This window comes from Bordetella ansorpii, from assembly GCF_900078315.1.
GTDB lineage: Bacteria > Pseudomonadota > Gammaproteobacteria > Burkholderiales > Burkholderiaceae_B > Bordetella > Bordetella ansorpii.
Genome location: NZ_FKBS01000029.1, coordinates 102311 through 120475, shown reverse-complemented (window position 1 = coordinate 120475; position 18165 = coordinate 102311). Strand labels below are relative to the sequence as shown.

Annotated in this window: 18 protein-coding genes; 10 read left to right on the top strand and 8 right to left on the bottom strand. The window is 68.0% G+C overall.

Annotation, left to right across the window (positions count from 1 at the left end; translation table 11 throughout):
* Positions 1-110: 110 nt before the first annotated feature.
* The gene (gene plsY / locus A7W11_RS22415; protein ID WP_066421595.1) at positions 111-749 is read right to left on the bottom strand and encodes a glycerol-3-phosphate 1-O-acyltransferase PlsY; all 639 of its coding nucleotides are present in this window, start codon (positions 747-749) and stop codon (positions 111-113) included.
* A gap of 137 nt (positions 750-886) precedes the next feature.
* Here plsY and surE point away from each other — a divergent pair, with 137 nt between their 5' ends.
* The 6 genes from surE (at position 887) to A7W11_RS22385 (ending at position 6017) form a co-directional block, all read left to right on the top strand.
* On the top strand, positions 887-1636 hold the full coding sequence (gene surE / locus A7W11_RS22410) for a 5'/3'-nucleotidase SurE (protein WP_066419583.1): 750 nt from the start codon (positions 887-889) through the stop codon (positions 1634-1636).
* Complete coding sequence (locus A7W11_RS22405) at positions 1633-2484, top strand: protein-L-isoaspartate(D-aspartate) O-methyltransferase (protein ID WP_066419582.1); 852 nt, start codon at positions 1633-1635, stop codon at positions 2482-2484. The genes surE and A7W11_RS22405 overlap by 4 nt, the downstream gene beginning before the upstream one ends.
* Positions 2485-2500: 16 nt before the next feature.
* On the top strand, positions 2501-3424 hold the full coding sequence (locus A7W11_RS22400; protein ID WP_066419581.1) for a peptidoglycan DD-metalloendopeptidase family protein: 924 nt from the start codon (positions 2501-2503) through the stop codon (positions 3422-3424).
* The gene (locus A7W11_RS22395; protein WP_066419579.1) at positions 3421-4200 is read left to right on the top strand and encodes a 3'-5' exonuclease; all 780 of its coding nucleotides are present in this window, start codon (positions 3421-3423) and stop codon (positions 4198-4200) included. Before A7W11_RS22400 ends, A7W11_RS22395 begins: the two co-directional genes overlap by 4 nt.
* A gap of 114 nt (positions 4201-4314) precedes the next feature.
* Positions 4315-5241 (top strand): Rpn family recombination-promoting nuclease/putative transposase, encoded by a 927-nt coding sequence (locus A7W11_RS22390; RefSeq protein ID WP_066419577.1) that lies wholly within the window; start codon positions 4315-4317, stop codon positions 5239-5241.
* Positions 5242-5387: 146 nt separating this feature from the next.
* Positions 5388-6017 (top strand): hypothetical protein, encoded by a 630-nt coding sequence (locus A7W11_RS22385; protein WP_066419575.1) that lies wholly within the window; start codon positions 5388-5390, stop codon positions 6015-6017.
* 274 nt (positions 6018-6291) lie between these two features.
* Here A7W11_RS22385 and A7W11_RS22380 read toward each other — a convergent pair whose 3' ends face one another.
* From A7W11_RS22380 to A7W11_RS22365, 4 genes are all read right to left on the bottom strand, one after another.
* Positions 6292-7944, bottom strand: coding sequence for an ABC transporter permease (locus tag A7W11_RS22380; RefSeq protein ID WP_066419573.1), 1653 nt, complete (start codon positions 7942-7944; stop codon positions 6292-6294).
* Between the two features lie 156 nt (positions 7945-8100).
* Positions 8101-9036, bottom strand: coding sequence for an ABC transporter substrate-binding protein (locus A7W11_RS22375; RefSeq protein WP_066419572.1), 936 nt, complete (start codon positions 9034-9036; stop codon positions 8101-8103).
* Positions 9037-9079: 43 nt separating this feature from the next.
* Entirely contained in the window at positions 9080-9784 is a 705-nt protein-coding gene (locus A7W11_RS22370; RefSeq protein ID WP_066419571.1) for an ABC transporter ATP-binding protein, read from the bottom strand.
* Positions 9785-9786: 2 nt separating this feature from the next.
* A complete protein-coding gene (locus tag A7W11_RS22365) occupies positions 9787-10902 on the bottom strand; it encodes a porin (RefSeq protein ID WP_066419569.1) in 1116 nt (371 codons plus the stop codon).
* A gap of 340 nt (positions 10903-11242) precedes the next feature.
* Here A7W11_RS22365 and A7W11_RS22360 point away from each other — a divergent pair, with 340 nt between their 5' ends.
* The 4 genes from A7W11_RS22360 to A7W11_RS22345 all read left to right on the top strand — a co-directional run bounded on the left by A7W11_RS22360 (position 11243) and on the right by A7W11_RS22345 (position 14541).
* Positions 11243-12013, top strand: a complete 771-nt coding sequence (locus A7W11_RS22360; RefSeq protein WP_066419568.1) for a TorF family putative porin — start codon at positions 11243-11245, stop codon at positions 12011-12013.
* Between the two features lie 234 nt (positions 12014-12247).
* Positions 12248-13687 (top strand): 23S rRNA (uracil(1939)-C(5))-methyltransferase RlmD, encoded by a 1440-nt coding sequence (gene rlmD / locus A7W11_RS22355; RefSeq protein ID WP_066419567.1) that lies wholly within the window; start codon positions 12248-12250, stop codon positions 13685-13687.
* A 181-nt stretch (positions 13688-13868) separates the two neighbouring features.
* Positions 13869-14159 carry a nucleotidyltransferase family protein gene (locus A7W11_RS22350; RefSeq protein ID WP_066421593.1) on the top strand — a complete coding sequence of 97 codons (291 nt, stop codon included), beginning with the start codon at positions 13869-13871 and terminating at the stop codon, positions 14157-14159.
* Positions 14160-14238: 79 nt separating this feature from the next.
* Entirely contained in the window at positions 14239-14541 is a 303-nt protein-coding gene (locus A7W11_RS22345) for a HepT-like ribonuclease domain-containing protein (RefSeq protein ID WP_328587245.1), read from the top strand.
* 136 nt (positions 14542-14677) lie between these two features.
* Here the strand turns inward: A7W11_RS22345 and A7W11_RS22340 are convergent, their stop codons facing one another.
* The 3 genes from A7W11_RS22340 to A7W11_RS22330 form a co-directional block, all read right to left on the bottom strand.
* The gene (locus tag A7W11_RS22340; RefSeq protein ID WP_082887516.1) at positions 14678-15121 is read right to left on the bottom strand and encodes a YbaN family protein; all 444 of its coding nucleotides are present in this window, start codon (positions 15119-15121) and stop codon (positions 14678-14680) included.
* A gap of 101 nt (positions 15122-15222) precedes the next feature.
* Positions 15223-15819: a biliverdin-producing heme oxygenase gene (locus A7W11_RS22335; RefSeq protein ID WP_066419566.1), complete on the bottom strand. Its 597-nt coding sequence runs from the start codon at positions 15817-15819 to the stop codon at positions 15223-15225.
* Between the two features lie 130 nt (positions 15820-15949).
* Positions 15950-18139, bottom strand: a complete 2190-nt coding sequence (locus tag A7W11_RS22330; RefSeq protein ID WP_156523201.1) for an HlyD family efflux transporter periplasmic adaptor subunit — start codon at positions 18137-18139, stop codon at positions 15950-15952.
* Positions 18140-18165: the final 26 nt, after the last annotated feature.

The following is an 18165-nucleotide window of genomic DNA, read 5'->3' as shown; positions in this document are numbered from 1 at the left end:
CCCGGTACGCGGGCGTACACGCGAGCCCGGTCCCGCAAGGGGCTGGTGCTCGGTATTCTTGTCGGGGGAGAAAAACGTTGATCCGGATGCGTGGACTTGCTTTCGGCTGCTTATTTCTTCTTCCCGCCGATCCGGCTTTCCGTGCCCGCCAGCAGTCGCTGGATATTGGCGCGATGCCGGTAATACAGCAGGATGCTCATCACGGCGATGGCCACCACCACGGGCGGATGCGCCTTCCAGGCCACGCCCGAGCCGAACACGTAGTAAATGGGCGCGAAGAACGCCGCCGCCAGGGCGCCCAGCGACGAATACCGCGAGAACAGCACCACGATGATCCAGGTGGCCACCGTGGCCACCGCCAGCCAGGGCTGGATCGCGGCCAGCACGCCCAGCGCCGTGGCCACGCCCTTGCCGCCCTTGAAGCGCAGGAAAACGGGGTACAGATGCCCCACGAACACCGCCAGCGCCACCAGCGCGTAGGTGGTCCAGGACAGCCCCGGCGCCAGCGCCTGGGCCAGCCAGATCGCGAACCAGCCCTTGGCGGCGTCGCCCAGCAGCGTCAGCGCCGCGGCAGGCTTGCTGCCCGAGCGCAGCACGTTGGTGGCGCCGGGGTTCTTCGAGCCGTAGCTGCGCGGATCCTGCAGGCCCATCAGGCGGGAAACGATGACCGCGAACGGAATGGAGCCGATCAGGTAGGCCAGGAGGACCAGCGCGGCATTCAGGGGCAGGGAGGGGGCGGCTTCGACCATGGCGGGATTGGGCAGGGGGCTGAGGCTGCGGATTCTACCGCGCGCCCGGCCGCCGGCGTCACGCGGCCTGCCGTACAATCGGTTGCCTCGCGGCGGGTCGCCCTGCGCCGCGGTCTCAAAAAATACTGGAAGGCTCGATGCGCATCCTGGTTTCGAACGACGACGGTTACAACGCCCCCGGACTCCAGGCGCTGGTCGATGCGCTTGCCGACCTGGGCGAGCTGACCGTGGTCGCGCCCGAGACCAACCACAGCGGCGCCTCGAACTCGCTCACGCTCAACCGCCCGCTATCGGTGCGCACCGCGCCCAACGGCTTCCTCTACGTCAATGGCACGCCGTCCGACTGCGTGCACGTGGCGCTCACGGGCGGCCTGATGGATGTCCGCCCCGACCTGGTCGTCTCCGGCATCAACAACGGCGCCAACATGGGTGACGACACCCTGTATTCGGGCACCGTGGCCGCCGCCACCGAGGGCTACCTGTTCGGCATTCCCGCGATCGCCTTCTCGCTGGCCGAGAAGGGCTGGGAGCACCTCGATTCGGCCGCCCGCGCCGCGCGCCACGTGGTCGAGCGCCAGATGGCCCAGCCGCTGGCCGCGCCGATGCTGCTGAACGTCAATATGCCCAACCGCCGGTTCGAAGACCTGGCGGGCTATCGCGTCACCCGGCTGGGCAAGCGCCATCCCTCCGAACCCGTGGTGCGCACGACCACGCCGTACGGCGACCCGGTGTATTGGATCGGGCCGGTTGGCCTGGCGGCCGACGCCACGCCCGGCACCGATTTCCATGCCGTCTCCGAAGGCGCCGTGGCCATCACGCCGCTGCGGCTCGATCTCACCCATACCGGCCAGATGGATGAGGTCCGTGCGTGGGCGGAGCCCCTATGAGCACCAAGCGTTCTGGCCCCGATTACAGCCGAGTTCCGTTGTCAGGTGCGCCCAAGCCAGGCGCGCCCAAGAGCGCGGCTTCCCGTTACGGCACCGCTGGCGTGGGGCCCGGCATCACCGCCGCCAACAGCAACACCCGCATCTCATCGGCCACGCTGCAGCGTTCCGACGCCTCGCGCAACGCCGCCTCGCCCCTGCCCAACCTGGGCCTGAACTCCGAGCGGCTGCGCCAGGCCATGGTGCAGCGCCTGCGCGACCAGGGCATTTCCGACGAACGGGTGCTGGGCGCGATGAGCGCCGTGCCGCGCCACCTGTTCGTCGACGAGGCCCTGGCCAGCCGCGCCTACGAAGACGCCGCGCTGCCCATCGGGCATTCGCAGACCATCTCGCAGCCCTGGGTGGTGGCGCGCATGCTGGCGGCGGTCTGCGAAGACCGGGAACCGACACGCGTGCTCGAGGTCGGCGCCGGCTGCGGCTACCAGGCCGCGGTCATGGCCCAGTTCGTGCGGGAAGTCCATGCCATCGAGCGCATCCGGGGCCTGTTCGAGCTGGCCCGCGGACACCTGCGCGCGCTGCGCCTGGCCACCAAGGTCAGGCTGATCCATGGCGACGGCATGCTGGGTCTGCCCGGCATCGCGCCGTTCGATGCTATTGTTGTGGCTGCCGCGGGCCTGAGCATTCCTCAGGCCCTGCTTGCGCAACTGGCGCCAGGCGGCCGCCTGATCGCCCCGGAGGGGGGCACCAGCCAACGACTGGTGCTGATCGAGCGCACCGGGGCTGCCAGTTGGAATCGTCGCGAGCTCGAAGCCGTGCGCTTCGTGCCTCTGCGAGCCGGAATACAAACTTGAGCGACAGGAGAATCGTATGCTCAACGGGCAGTTGACACTGACCGCTGCTATATCGCCCCGCGCGCTCGCGCGTCCGGGCAACCGCATGCTGCCGGCAAGCGTGCTCGTCCTGGCCCTGGCATTGGCGGGGTGCACCAGCACGTCGCGCCAGGCGCCCATCGTCGACATGACCCAGCAGCCCGCCACCAGCGCCGCCGCCGCGAGCGGCACCTATGTGGTCAAGCCTGGCGACAGCCTCTATCGCATCGCTCGCAACAACAACGTCGACATCGACACGCTCAAGCGCCTGAACAACCTCAACGATCCCAACCAGATCGCGGTGGGGCAGGTGCTGAAGCTGTCCGCTTCCGCTGGTGGCAGCAGCGGCACGTCGCCCACGCCGTCCGCGCCGGTGAACACGCCGCAGGCCATCGCCACGGCACCCAGCAAGTCGTCCGAGCCCGTGCCGCTGGATACGCCGCCCGGATCGGCCGCCAAGCCGGCCGACGGCAGCACGCCGCCCGCCACCACGCCCGCCCAACCTGCCACGCCGGCGCCGGCCGCCACGCCCACGCCGCCGCGCGCTTCCGACGCCAACGTCATTGCCTGGGGCTGGCCCACCAGCGGCGCCGTCACGCAGCAGTTCAACAGCAACACCAAGGGTATCGACCTGGCCGGTTCGCCGGGCGATCCGGTCATCGCCGCCGCCGACGGCAAGGTCATGTACAGCGGCAACGGGGTGCGCGGCCTGGGCAACCTGGTGATCATCAATCACCAGAGCGGCTTCATCACGGCCTATGCGCACAACCGCGCGCTGCTGGTGAAAACGGGCCAGAACGTCAAGCGCGGCGCCAAGATCGCCGAAGTGGGCCAGACCGACACCACGTCGCCCAAGCTGCACTTCGAGATCCGCCGCCAGGGTACGCCGGTCGACCCGCTGCAGTACCTGCCCGCGCGATGACGCCCACCCTGGTCTTCGACCTCGAAACCCTGCCCGACGTGGCCGGCCTGCGCCGGTTGCACGGCTGGGGCGCCGACGTGCCCGACACCGAGGTCGCCGAGCGCGCCTTCGCCGCGCGGCGCGAGGCGGTGGGACACGACTTCCTGCCGTTGCACCTGCAGCGGGTGGCCGTGGTGGGCTGCGTGTTCCGCGACGACAAGGGTTTCCGCGTGAAGACGCTGGGCAACCCCGACGATCCCGAACCCGTGCTGCTGGCGGGTTTCTTCAAGACCATCGAGCATTACACGCCCAGGCTGGTCAGCTGGAACGGCTCGGGTTTCGACCTGCCGGTGCTGCATTACCGCAGTCTCATTCATGGCGTGCCCGCGCCCCGCTATTGGGACATGGGCGAGGAAGACCGCGACTTCAAATACAACAACTACATCAGCCGCTATCACAACCGCCACATCGACCTGATGGACCTGCTGGCCAAGTACAACGGCCGCGCCAACGCGCCGCTGGACGAGCTGGCCAAGCTCTGCGGCTTTCCCGGCAAGCTGGGCATGGACGGCAGCAAGGTCTGGGAGGCCTGGAACAACGGGCAGGCCGACGCGGTGCGCGCCTACTGCGAAACCGACGTGGTCAACACCTGGCTGGTGTATTGCCGCTTCCGTTTCCTGCGCGGCGAGCTCGATCAAGTCTCGTACGACGCCGAGATCGCCCTGGTGCGCGACACACTGGCCGCCAGCGATGCACCGCACTGGAAGGAATACCTGGCGGCCTGGGACGCGGAGTAACGCGTTTCCAGCGGAACATTTCCGTCGCAGGGATGGTTTTGACCAATTTTCATTGATCGCTGTCCTGGCTAGAGTGCGGCTTCCGGAATCGTTCATCGATAGGAAGCCGCGTTCATGCCTTCTGTTCACGACAAGCCCGCGCCGCGCGGGCTGCGTCTTTCCAACGACGTGGTCTTCAAGGCGCTGTTCTGCCGTCATCCGCATCTGCTGTCGGATCTGATCAACGCCGTGCGCCATCCCGCGCCGCCCATCTCCATTGCCGCCATCCTCAATCCGCACATCCTGCCGGATACCGCAGATGGCAAGCAGGTCATCTTCGACATCCGGGCGATGGATACGCAGGGACAGCAGTTCATCGTCGAGATGCAGAGGCGGTCGGACGCCGACTGGCCCGCGCGCAACGTCTACTACCTGGCGCGCGGCCTGGCGCAGCAATTGGTCTCTGGACAGCGATACGGCGAGCTGTTGCCCTCCATCGGTATCACGTTGCTTGGGCAGAATTGGCACGCTAGTTCATCGGATCAGTCTGATTGGCGCTTCATGTTGCGCGATGCGTGCACGCCGTCCATAGAATTCAATCAGGCCTTGCAACTGTACGTGGTCGAGTTGCGCAAGGCGAAAACGCTGCTGCAGGGGCCGTCCGCGTTAAGGGATTGGGTGCTCTGCCTGTCGCATGACCTGAACGAGGACATCATGAATCAAATCACGCATCCGCCCGTACTCGAAGCCCTGAAGCATCTCGAGGGCATGTATTCTGAAGCGGAGTTGCGGGAAATCGCCTTCGATCTCGAGAAGGCGGAGAGGGACCGGCAATGGCTGTTGGATGGGGCCAAGACCGACGGTTATCGGGACGTGCTGAAACGCCTGCTCATTCGCCGCTTCGGCCCGCTCTCGGACGCTGTCGTGGAAAAGGTGGACTACGCCAGGACCAAACAGGTGCTGGCCTGGCTCGACAAGGTGATGGACGCTCCCACGATAGACGAGGTCTTGCACTGGGAAGGGGATAGCTATCAGTCGCCATGGGGGCGCCGCTATACGTAGTCACCGATAAAGGGCCCCCTTTTTCCTGCCGGACGGCATTGCCCCCGAAAGCAATCGACTGAAACAAGCTTGCCGTGGACGAAACCCGAACGAAACCGGTGCCGCCGCACAATGGCATCGCGTTCCCACCCTACAGGAGAGTTCTCATGTCCCGAATCGCACTGCGTCATACCCTTGCCGGCCTGAGCATGGCCATCACCGCGGGCCTGCTGAGCGCCCCGACCATCGCCGCCACGACCGATGCTCCCGCCGCCACGCAATCGTCCGCCGCCAAGTCCGCCCCGGATGCCCACAAGGGTCCCCGTGGCGAACACCACGGCCGCCATGGCCATCACATGGGCCGCGACGGCATGATGATCCCGGGCCTGGGCCCGGTGTCGAAGGCGCAGCTGGATACGCTGAAGCTGGACGCCAACCAGCAGGGCCTGGTCCAGCAGGCGCGCGACGCCCAGCTCAGCCTGTTCAAGGCGCACCGCGAAGCCGGCGCCGGCCGCCACCAGCTGCTGGACAAGCAACTGGCCGACGGCAAGCTCGATCCGCGTGCGCTCATGGCCGCGTCCGAGGCCAACCGCGACCAGTTCCGCACGCAAGCGGGCCAGGTGCGCGACAAATGGCTGGCCGTGTGGGATAGCCTGAACGACACCCAGCGCGGCCAGGTGGCCGAACTGGTCAAGGCTCGCGAGGCCCGCATGAAGGATCGCCAGGAAAAGCGCGCCGAGCGCATGCAGCAATGGCGTGCCGAGCGTGCGCAACAGCCGGCCCCGTCGGCCAGCTGAGCGTGAGGCGGCATTGCCAAGCGCTGCATGATGCAAGCTTCAACCTTCCCGAGCGCCTGATGTCAGGCGCGAGGGGCGGGCCGGCCAATAACCTTGGCCGGCCCTTTGTTTTATCCGGCTGTGTCAGGTCTGGTAGATCTGCCCCATGCCTGCCGATGCACGAGCGACTCGTACGCGGGCCTGAGCGGGCGCCATAAGGCCCAGACGGCAAAAACCCCGGCATGGCCACCTTCCTGGCCACCACGCCGGGTCCTGGGTCGGCGCACGGCGGCCCCTAGGCGTGCGACCGCTGCAACTTCAGTCCCGCCAGCATCAGCGTCAGCCCGACCCCCACCGCCAGCGTGGCCATCGCCATGCCCATGCCCGCCGAACCCTGCTCGAACTGCTGCCACACGTAGATGGACACCGTCCGCACGCCGGCGGGCGCCAGCAGCAGCGAGGTGACCAGCTCGCGCGAGGCCACGGCGAACACCATCAGCATGGCGGCCGCCAGGCTGGGCAGGGCCAGGGGCAGGGTGATGCGCAGCAAGGCGGATCCCAACGGCGCGCCGTGCACGCGCGCGGCCGCCTCCAGGTTGGGACCGATCTGCGCCAGCGCGGCTGACACATAGCGCACCGGATACGGCAGCAGCAGGCAGCCATACGACAGCAGCAGGATCAGCCACGTGCCGTAGGGCGTGGCGGGCCAGAACGGCTGGTTCCAGGCCAGGATCAGCCCTACGCCCACCACGATGCCGGGCAAGGCCGCGGGCAGCAGCGCCAGCGCATCGATGGCGGCGGCGCCGCGCACCCGCTTGCCGGCCGAGCACCAGGCGGCCAGAAAGCCCACCGTGCCCGCCAGCAATGCGGCGGCCAGCGCCAGCGACAGGCTGGTGCCCAGCGCGTGCAGCGTGTCGCTGCCGGACGCGAACAGCGCGGCGAAGTTGGCCAGCGTGAAGTTGCCCGCGGACAGGCCACCCGACACGGTGCGCAACGAGGCGGTGGCGACCATGGACGCCACCGGCACGATCGCGGCCAGCGTGGCCACCCCGCCGAACAGCAGCAGCACGGGAAGCTTCCATGCGCCGAGCTCGCGTGGCGTCACGGGCGCGGGTTTGCCGGTCGCCGTCTCGAAACCGCGTCCGGCCAGCAGCGCGCGCTGCAGCGTATACGCGGTCAGCGCCATGGCGACCAGCACCATCGACAGCAGGGCGGCGCCCGACAGGTCGATGGGCCAGTCGGCCAGGCGCCGCTCGATGGCCGTGGTCAGCACCGAGACGCCGGACTGCGCGCCCAGCGCCGCCGGCACACCGTACTCCTCGATCGCCAGCGTGAAGGTCAGCAGCAGGCTGGCCGCGATGGCCGGCAATGCCAACGGCAAGGTCACGCGCAGGAAAGCCTGGGCCGGCGAGGCGCCGAACACGCGCGCCACGTCGGCCAGCCGCGCGCCGCTGGCCGCCATGCTGCGCGACACCGCGAAGTACACCACCGGAAACAGGTTCAGGCCCATCACCAGCACCAGACCTGTCGGCGAGAACAGCAGGGTGCCCAGATCGGCGCCCGCCAATTGAGCCAGGTAGCCGCGCGGTTGCAGCGCCATGGTCCAGGACAGGGCGACGATGTAGGGCGGCAGCAGGAAGGGCACCAGCAGCAGCAGGTCCCACAGGCGCGCCAGCGGAATGCGCGCCAGGCCGCGCAACGCGCCCAGCGGAATGCCGATCAGTCCCGCCACCAGGGCCACGCCCGCGCCCAACTGCAAGGTCGAGCCCAGCAGGACGGGTAGGGAAGGATCGCCGAAGACGGTCCCCCAATTGCCGAAAGGCTGGCGTAGCGAGCCTTCGCCCAGGTAAGGAAAGATGGCCTGCAACGCCACGAAAGCGGCGGGCAAGGCGACGAGCACGGCCAGGGCGGCCACGGTGGCGGCCGCCAGCAGATAGAGCGTTCTCATGGCAGGACTCCGGAGCGTGCGGCGGCTAGCGCGGCGGCTAGTGCGGTGGACGGTGCGGCAGCCAATGCCGCGACGGGGGCCGTCGGCAGTGCCGTGGCCAATGCACAGGCCGCTTGCTCTGCCGCCACCCCGCCAGCCGTCGCGCGCTCGTTCGGCTTAATGTTGGCCGAACAGCTTCGAGAAGCGGGCGAGCACGTCCTCGCGCGAGGGGCCGCCTTCCTTGCCGGTGGTTTCCAGCAGCTTCAGGTCGGTGAACAGCGGGCGGTTGGCGGCCACGTCGGTGCGCGCGGGCATCAGCCAGGCGCGCGCCACGGCCTGCTGGCCTTCTTCCGACAGGGTGTAGTCGATGAAGGCGCGGGCCTCGTCGGGCACGCGGGTGCTCTTGAGGATCATCATGGGACGCGGGGCGATCACGGTGCCGCTGGCCGGGAAGATGACCTTGACGGATTCACCCTTTTGGATGCTGCCGTACGACACGTAATCGACGCCGCCGAACACGGCGGCCTTGGCGCCTTGCAGCACGGGCGTCAGCGCCTGCGCGTTGGGGCCCGTGACGATCATGCCGTTTTCGCGCATGGCTTGCAGCAGCTTCCAGGCGTTTTCGCCTTGCGCGGCCTGCAGGCCCAGCAGCAGGTCGAGCGTGGCGCCGGACAGGGCCGGGTCGGGCATGGTGACGGCCTGCTTGTACGCGGGCGCGGTCAGGTCGGACCAGTCGCGGGGCTCGGGCGTGTTGCTCTTGCTGTTCCAGACGATGCCCAGGGCCGATATGCCCTGCGCCACGTAGGTGGGCGACTTGAAGCGTGCCGGCACGCGGGCGGCATTGGGGCTTTCATAGGCGAGCAGCCAGCCGCGGCGGTCCAGGTCGAGGGCGGTGTCCCACGAGGCCGAGATCAGCACATCGGCGCGCGGGTTCGCGGCCTCGGCTTCCAGGCGGGCCATGACCTTGCCGGTGGTGGCCTGGAAGACGTTGACCTTGGTGCCGGTCTTCTTCTGGAAGCCTTCGGCGAGTTCCTTGATGAGGGTGCCCGGGCCGGCCGTGTAGACCGTCAGCGCGTGGGCGGCGGGCGCGGCTGCGCCGAATGCAAATGCCATGACTGCTATTAGTTTTTTGGGGAAGGATTTATGGAAATTCATTTTATGCAGACTCTGGATGATTGGATACGGTCTCGGCGATGCGGCCGTGGGCCATCCGCGCGATGCGGTGGGCCAGCGCATGCGCCTCTTCATGGTCGTGCGTGACGTAGACGGCCGTGGTGCCCAGCCGCGCCAGCAAGGCGCCGATTTCGGTGCACAGCGTGGCGCGCAGCATCTTGTCCAGGTTGGACAGCGGCTCGTCGAACAGCAGCAAGCGGGGCCGCGCGACCACGGCGCGGGCCAGCGCCACGCGCTGCTGCTGGCCGCCGGACAGGTCGCTGGGGCGGCGGTCGGCCAGGCCTTCCAGGCCCACCAGCGCGAGCGCCTCGTAGACGCGCGCGCCGCGCTCGGCACGCGGCACGCGGCGCATCTGCAGCGGGAACGCCACGTTCTGCGACACGCTCAGGTGCGGCCACAGCGCGTAGTCCTGGAACACCATGCCCAGGCCACGGCGCTCGGGGGCCTCGTGCACACCGTCATCGCAGACGGTGCGGCCGGCCAGCGCGATGCGCCCCGCATCGGGGCGCAGCAGGCCGGCCAGCGCCTTGAGCAGTGTGCTCTTGCCGCAGCCCGACGGGCCCAGCAGCGCCAGCACGGTGCCCGCCGGCACGTCCAGGTCGATGCCGTCGAGCACGGCCTGGCCGCCGATGGCGTGCCGCAGGCCGCGCACGACGATGTCGCAAGCGGCGTTGTCGGCCTGTGCCATGGTCAGAAGCGGTGGACGATGCCGACCGCGCCGCCCAACTGGTTGCGGCCGGGTTCGACGTTCACGCCGTACTTGCCGCCCAGCACGCTGACCGACGAGCCGTTGCCGTTGATGGCATACGAGGCCAGGCTGTAGAGCGTGGTGCGCTTGGACAGGTCGTACTCGGCGCCCAGCGTGATCAGCGACGGATGCTGGTCGCGGCCGGCTTGCTGCACGGCGGGGCAGGCGCCCACGTTCATGTTGTCGCAAGCGGTGCCGCGCTCGTGGTAGACCACGGCCGACAGGCGCGTGTCCTTCACCGGGCGATAGGTGATGCCGGCCCAGAACAGGTGGCTGACGTAGCTGCGCGAAGTCAGCTCCTGGTCGAGCCAGCGGTAGCCGCCGTAGAACGTGAAGTCGGTGATCTTGTACGAGATGCCGGCCAGGATGCGGTCTTCGCGGTTGTCGCTGGTGGCGGGAGCCTTGGGGGCGTCGGCGCGCTTGCTGTGATAGAGCACGGCGGCGGTCAGGCCATCGGCGCTGTAGCGCAGGCCCAGGCCGACCATGCGGCCGCGCGCCTTGTCGGTCCAGTCCTGGTCGTTGTTGAAGCCGAAGCTGTAGTAGGCCCCGAGGGTGACGGCGCCGAATTTCTTCGTGTACTTGGCCGAATTGTCCATGCGGTCGGAGAACGCGGGATCCACGTCCTTGCCGCCGAAGTTCGAGTTGTTGTACGGGTTGAACTTGCTCATCCAGTCGATCATGAGCGTGTTGTGGCGGCCCAGCGTCAGTTCGCCCCAGGTCTTGTCGGACAGGCCGACGTAGGCCTGGCGGCCGAACAGGCGGCTGCCTTGCAGCGAGGTGCCGGTGGCGCTGTTGAAGCCGCTTTCCAGGGCGAACACGGTCTTGGTGCCGCCGCCCAGGTCTTCGGCGCCGCGCAGGCCCCAGCGCGAGCCGAACCAGTTGCCGGCACCCGCATCGATGTGCGAGCCGCCTTGCGGACCATGATTGGCGTATTCGATGCCGGTGTCGATCAGCCCATACAGCTGAACGGAGGCGGCGTCGGCCGCCACGGCAGGAGAGGAGAGGGAGATAGCGGACAGGCAGGCGCCAGCCGCCGCAATGCGGAGAGAGTACTTCACAGGTTGGATCCTCTTTGGGATTTGATCGGAGCCGGCAGTGTAGGGAGCAGGTGCTACAGGCGCGTGACGGTTTGCCGTGCGGGGCCTGTACGCGCCGGGATGGGGCGGCTGCGCCTTGACTGCACCGCGGCGGTGCGGGGCCGCGTCGGCGCGGGGCGTATCTGGGGGCCAGATCGGTGCGGAGGAGGGCCCGCCGGGTCTTGAAACCTTGAGAAAAGAGTTGGCATGAAATGTGCTTAAGCCTTATCAAGCTGATAACGAACCTATCCATTCGTATCTGGCCTGCAGGGCATCTGGAGCCTGCCCTTATCCCTATTCCAATCGCCTCAGGAACGTACTCATGAAGAAGACGCTGCTTGCCTACTCGCTCTCCCTGGCTGCCGCCGCATGTGCGGTATCGCCCGTCGTGCATGCCGACCCGACCGACCTCGGCGCCGGCTTTTCCCTGAGCGGCAACGCCACGATCGTCAACGATTACCGGTTCCGCGGCTTTTCGCAGACCGATTTCCGGCCCGCGGCGCAATTGGGCTTCGACATCACCCACAGCTCGGGCTTCTATCTGGGCAACTGGAACTCGAACGTGTCCGACTTCGTGATCAACGAAGGCAACCTCGAGATGGACTTCTACGGCGGCTGGCGCGGCGCGCTGGCCGGCGACTGGGGCGCCGACGTCGGCGTGCTGCATTACTACTACCCCGGCTCGTCGTCCGCCAAGAGCGGCGGCAACATCAACAACACCGATCTGTATGTCGGCCTGACCTACAAGACCTACTCGCTGAAATACTCGTACACGCCCGGCGACTTCTTCGGCGCGCCCGACACCAGCGGCACCTGGTACCTGGACGCCAGCGGCACGTACGACCTGGGCGACGGCTGGGGGCTGGTCGGCCACGTCGGCTACCAGCGCCTGAAGGGCGGCGTGCAGTACACCGCCGATGGCGAGAAGATCAGCGGCTACGTCGACTACAAGCTGGGCGTCACCAAGGACCTGAAGGGCTGGGTCGTGGGCCTGGCCGCGGTGGGCGCCAACAAGGACAACTGGCTGCCGACCAAGTACGGCCATCCGTCCGGCCGCCTGGGCGCCGTGTTCTCGGTGGCGCGCACGTTCTGATTTCTTTTTCCGGCAGTGCTTGTTTGGGCCGGCCGTCCCGCGAGGGGCGGCCGGTTTTTTTTCCGTGAGGGCGCCCCGTACGGGACACGCTTCGCGTGTCGAATGCGTGGCGAAAGAGGGCGTTTCCGGGGCCGGTACGCTTGGCGCGGCGGCTGCGGGACGGGTGCCGCCGGGATTGCGCAGACACTTCTTATAATGCCGGGTTGCCCGAAAAACCTGGATCGCCCGCAAGAGATGTCCGACGTACTGAAAATCGAGTCCCTGGACCTGGAAGCCCGGGGCATTGCCCGCCGCGACGGCAAGGTCGTGTTCGTCGAGGGCGCGCTGCCCGGCGAGCGCGTCACCACCGTGCCGGTGCGGCGCAAGCCCTCCTACGAGATCGCGCGTGTCGACACCGTGCTGACGCCGTCGTCGCAGCGCGTCGTGCCGCGCTGTCCGCATTTCGGCGTCTGTGGCGGCTGTGCCATGCAGCACCTGGAACCCTCGGCCCAGGTGGCCATCAAGCAGCGCTCGCTGGAAGACACCTTCTGGCACATCGGCAAGCTGCGCCCGGCGCGCGTGCTGCCGCCGCTGCACGGCCCGACGTGGGGCTACCGCTACCGCGCGCGCCTGTCGGTGCGCGTGGTGCCCAAGAAGGGCGGGGTGCTGGTGGGTTTTCACGAACGCAAGAGCAGCTACGTGGCCGACATGCGTGAATGCCACGTGTTGCCGAAGTCCGTCAGCGCCTTGCTGCTGCCGTTGCGCGCGCTGATCGCCAGCATGTCCGAGCCCACCCGCATGCCGCAGATCGAAGTGGCGCTGGGCGACTCGGTGACGGTGCTGGTGCTGCGCCATCTGCTGCCCCTGACCGATGGCGATATCGCCTTGCTGCGCGCCTTCGCGGACAGGCACGGCGTGCAATGGTGGCTGCAATCCAAGGGCCCGGAAACCGTGCAGCCGCTGGAGCCCGAGCACGTCGATGCGTTGTCCTATACGCTGCCCGAGTTCGGCCTGCGCATGCCGTACCGTCCCACCGACTTCACGCAGGTCAACCACGCCATCAACCGCGCGATGATCTCGCGCGCGCTGACGCTGCTGGAACCGCAGCCCACCGATCGCATCGCCGACCTGTTCTGCGGCCTGGGCAATTTCACGCTGCCGCTGGCCACGCGCGCCCGCGAGGCCGTGGGCGTGGAAGGCAGCAAGACGCTGACCGACCGCGCCATGCAGGCGGCGCGCGACCACGGCCTGCAGGACACCACCAGTTTCGCCACGCTGAACCTGTTCGAGGTCGACGTGGCGTGGCTGCGCGGCCTGGGCTACTTCGACCGCATGCTGATCGATCCGCCGCGCGAGGGCGCGCATGCCGTGGCGCAAGCCTTGTCGCTGCTGTCGCCGGCCGAACGACCCAAGCGCATCGTCTACGTGTCCTGTAATCCGTCCACGCTGGCGCGCGATGCGTCCATCATGGTCCACGAGGGCGGCTATGCCATGCTCAGCGCGGGCGTGATCAACATGTTCCCGCACACGGGGCACGTCGAATCGATCGCCGTGTTCGAGTCGCGCGACGAAGCCACCGTGCTGGCGGCCCAGGCGGATGCCGAGCAGAAGCGGGTGGCGGCGGCGGCGCTGGAAGCCGCGATTGCGGCGGAGAAGGCGGCGGCGAAGGCCGAGGCGGCGGCTGCTGCGGGATAGGCGGCCGGCCGTAGCCCCGGGGCCGCCTGCGCCGTGCCGCGGGTGGCGGGCTCGAAGGGCCGTACGATGCTCGGCGCCTGAAGCGGCTTCCGTCATCTTGGCGTCGAACCGGATTCTGATGTTGCCTTCCGCGCCTTGCTGACTTATTGTCAAACCGGACTTTCTTGTGGGTGACGAAGACATGAAGCCATCTGAAGCCTTGGCCTCGAACCGAGCCGCGATTCGGCGTGTGGTCGAGTCTCACCGCGCCCGCAATGCTCGGGTATTTGGTTCGGTCCTGCGTGGCCAGGACACCGACGGCAGCGATCTGGACATCCTCATCGACCCGACGCCGGAAACGACCTTGTTCGACATTGGTGCCATCCGCCACGAACTCGGCAAGCTGCTCGGTGTGTCGGTCGATGTGCTGACGCCCAACGCCTTGCCTGACAAGTTCCGGGCCACGGTGCTCGCCGAAGCCCGCCCTGTATGACCCGCGACCAGCAGCGTCTTGCTGACTCCTTGCTCACATCATCGAGGCCATCCAGCGCATCGACCGCTACACCGTGGACATGAACGAAGTGGCGTTCCTGAACAACCAGTTGGTGCAGGATGCCGTGATCCGGAACTTGGAGATCATCGGCGAGGCCAGCAACAACGTCGAGAAGCACTACCCCGACTTCGCCGCCGTGCATCCTGAACTGCCGCTGTCGTTCGCCTACCAGATGCGCAACGCGATAGCGCACGGGTACTTCAAGGTGGACTTTGAAATTGTCTGGAAGACGATCCACCGAGACCTTCCGGGCTTGTATTCCCAGATACACGATGTGCTCGCTTGCATCCGCAACCAAGACACGGAAGGGACGGAGCCGTGAGTACCGGGTGGCAACATCGCGGTTGAATTCCATCTCCCATCATCCGAGAAGTACGAACGCCCCGTGCATGAATCACCCCTGAAGACTACATCCAGTCTTCAGGGGTGATTCATGCACGGGGCGTTTTGCTATCGGCCTACGCAGCCGCACGCGCGGCTTCCGGCCGTGACCACAGCCATGCCAGCACGCCGGCCATGCAGATCCAGGCCGGCCAGACCACCCAGGCATGCGGGATGGTGTGGAACATGATCACGACGCACACCGACATCGACACCGTGGCCGCGATCTTGGCGCGTCGGGCGACACGTTTGCCGTTGTGCCAGTTATGCAGCATCGGCCCGAACCACTTGTGGTTGTGCAGCCAGGCATGCAGGCGCGGCGAGCTGCGCGCCGAGGCCCAGGCGGCCAGCAGCACGAATTCGGTGCTGGGCAGGCCGGGGACGAACACACCGATGATGGCCAGGCAGATGCAAAGGCCCGCCAGGGCCATCAGCAGCACGCGTTGCCAGGGTTTGCGTACACCCTTGTAGACCGGTGTAGCGGCTAGTGCGCCCGAGGGTGTAGCCGTGTGTGCGGTCATGGGCACTGCGGCATGCATGGCAGCGGGCGCGCTGCGGGTCTCGGCCGGGAGGGCGGGCCGGGAGCCGGCCTGCGTCATCATGGAATCGGCCGAGTGGGAGGTCATGCGGAAAGGTTGAAGTGGCGTTCGAGCAGTTGGCCGAAGCGATTGTAGGCGGCATTGGCGCCCGCGATCACGGCGTCGTGCTCGTCGGGGCTGATGTCGTCGCTGTCCAGCGCCTGCACGAAGCGGCGCCATACGATGGCGCGGCCTTCGGGGTAGGCGGCCAGGTTGCGCGCGCCGAATTCGGCGGACAGGCCCAGCTTGGCCTGCACTTCCTTGAACAGGAAGGCGGCGCCCAGCGTCGAGCCTTCGGACACGTACAGCCAGCCCAGGCCTTCGGGCATGGTCACGCCCTGGCTGGCCACGGCGCCTTCCTGCGGCGCGGGGGCGCCCAGGTCGCGCAGGTCGTCCAGCGCGGCGGTCTCGCGGCCACGCACGGCCAGGTCGGGCACGGCGGTCTGCAGGGCGGCATCCTGGAACAGGTGCTCGACGTCGCGCTGGAACAGGTACTGGGCCGTGACGAAGCCGGCATAGGCTTCACGGCTGTCGAACGGCGCGGCGCGTTCCATCAGCTGGTGCATGCGTTCGTGCTGCGCGGCGGTTTCGGTCTTCAGGCGCTGCGACAGCGACAGGCGTTCGAGGGTTTCGGTGGTCATGATCGTTCGATGCAATGAGAGGAGTAGCGGATCGGGCCGATGGCGCCGAGGATGATTTTCATTATTCCGTAGCCCTGTACGCTTGACACGTTAAAGTTCATTAAGAGTACGCGGCAAGTTTCCATGTGAATCAGAAGCCCGACTCGCGCACCAGCACGGCCGTGGCGCGGCGCCAGGCGCGCGCCAGCAGGCTTTCGGCCTCGCCGTCGATGAGGGCGGTGCCGCGCAGGGCCTGCAGGCGCGGCAGGGCCGTCGCGGCGTCGCCGGCGGGGCGCAGCAGGATGCGGTAGACCGCGTGTTCCGGCGCCAGATCCTGTGCATCCGCATCGGCCCGGTGGCTGGGGGCCGGCGCGCGCACGGCGGCCAGGCCGCCGCCATGTACCGAAGCCAGCTCCGGCGCGGCGGACAGCCGCCGCGTGGCCGTGGCGGCGATCTCGTCCACGCGCAGGTCGATGGCGCCGACGCCGGGATCTTCCGGCAGGAAGCGGGCGGCGCCATCGCGGTGCAGGCGGTGCAGGTCCTCCTCGGCCGCATAGGCTTCCACCACCGCCCGCTGCGGCGCTGCCAGGGTGGCGAGCCATTCGCCTTCGCCCACCCATTCGCCGGCGGCCAGCGGCTCGGCCAGTTCGGCCACGGTGCCGTCGAACGGCGCGCGGATCGTCAACTGCGCCTGTTGGCGCGACAGCACGGCATAGCGTTCGCGCGCCGCCTGCAGCTCGCGCTGGGCCACGGGCACGGCCGTGCCGCTATCCTGGCGCATCGCCTGGAAGGACTGCTGCCACTGCAGCACGTGGATGCGTTGCGCCAGGCTGTCGCGCTCGTGCGCCAGATCGGGCGAATGCAGCGTGAACAGCGCATCGCCCGCGCGCACGGCGGCGCCGGGCCGGGCGTCGATGCGTTCGATGCGCGCGCCCGCGGGCGCCACGATCCGCGCCTGTTGCGCCGCGCGCAGCAGCGCCGGCGCTTCCACGCGGGTACGCCAGGGCACGGCGGCGGCCAGCGCCAGCAGCAACGCGATGCCTGCCGTGATGCGGCTGCGGCGGTTCCAGCCCGCGCCGTTCCCGGCCGTCAGGCGTTCGCGCCACGCGCGCAGTTCGGTATGGATGGGGCGCAGCACGAAGGCGACGATTTCGATGGTAAACAAGACAATGCCCAGTACTTTGAACGCCATGTGATAGACCAGCACGGCGATGCCCAGGAACAGGAAGAAGCGGTACACCCACACGCAGAAGGCATACACCAGCAGTGCGCGCTCGCGCCAGGGCGCGAAGACCTCGGGCCGGGGATCGCCCAGCGCGAACAGCCACTCGCGCAGCCGCCAGCGGCCCAGCGCGAAGGCGCGGTTCTGCAGATTGGGCACGTTCAGCGCGTCGGCGATCAGGAAATAGCCGTCGAAGCGCATCAGCGGGTTCAGGTTCACGGCCAGCGTCAGCAGCCAGGTGGTGGTGGCCAGCGTGAAGGCCGCGCTGCGCAGCATGCCGTCGGGCAGGAAGCTCCAGGCCAGCGTGGCCCAGGCGGCCAGAGCGGTCTCGGCCAGCATGCCGGCCGCGCCGATGGACATGCGCCGCCTGCGGCTGGCCAGCCGCCAGGCGCCCGAGGTGTCGGTATAGAGCACCGGCCACATCACCATGAAGGCCACGCCCATGGTGGCCACGCGGCAGCCGTGGTACTTGGCGGTGTAGGCATGGCCCAGTTCGTGCAGCACCTTGGTGGCGGCCAGCGCCAGGCCGGCCGTCAGCGCGCCTTCCAGCGTGAAGAAGTGCAGGAAGGTGTGCAGGAACTCGTCCCATTGGCGGGCGGCCAGGAACAGGCCCAGCAGGCCGGCCGCGGCCGTCAGCAGCATGAAGCCGCGCGTATAGAACGTGCGCCGCACCCACGGCAGCGTGCGCGACAGGAAGGCGTCGGGCCGCACCAGCGGAATGCGGAAGAACAGATAGTGGTGGATCAGGCCTTTCAGCCAATGGCCGCGCCGCCGTGCCTCGGCCTCGCGGCGATAGCGCGCGATGGCCTGCGGGCCGCGTGCCTGCACCAGGCTGTTGGCCTGCAGGAACTGGGCGAAGTCGTTGACGTCGTCCACCTGAAGGGGCAGCGCGGTGTCCGCGTCGACGGCATTGGCGATGGCCTGGGCATCGCCCAGGTGCCAGCGCGCCAGCATCTCGGCCTCGGCCCAGCCGATCTGGAAGAACTGGGCGCGGCCGGGGTCTTCCAGTGTCCAGGCAGGCGAGCCGTCGTGGTTGCGGGGGGCTTCGTGCAGCAGCAGTTCCTCGCGCAGGGGAGGCAGCGGAGCGGATTTCCGCTGTGCCGCGCCGGGAGCGGTCATCCCGGCCGTTCCTTCCGAGGCCGGCA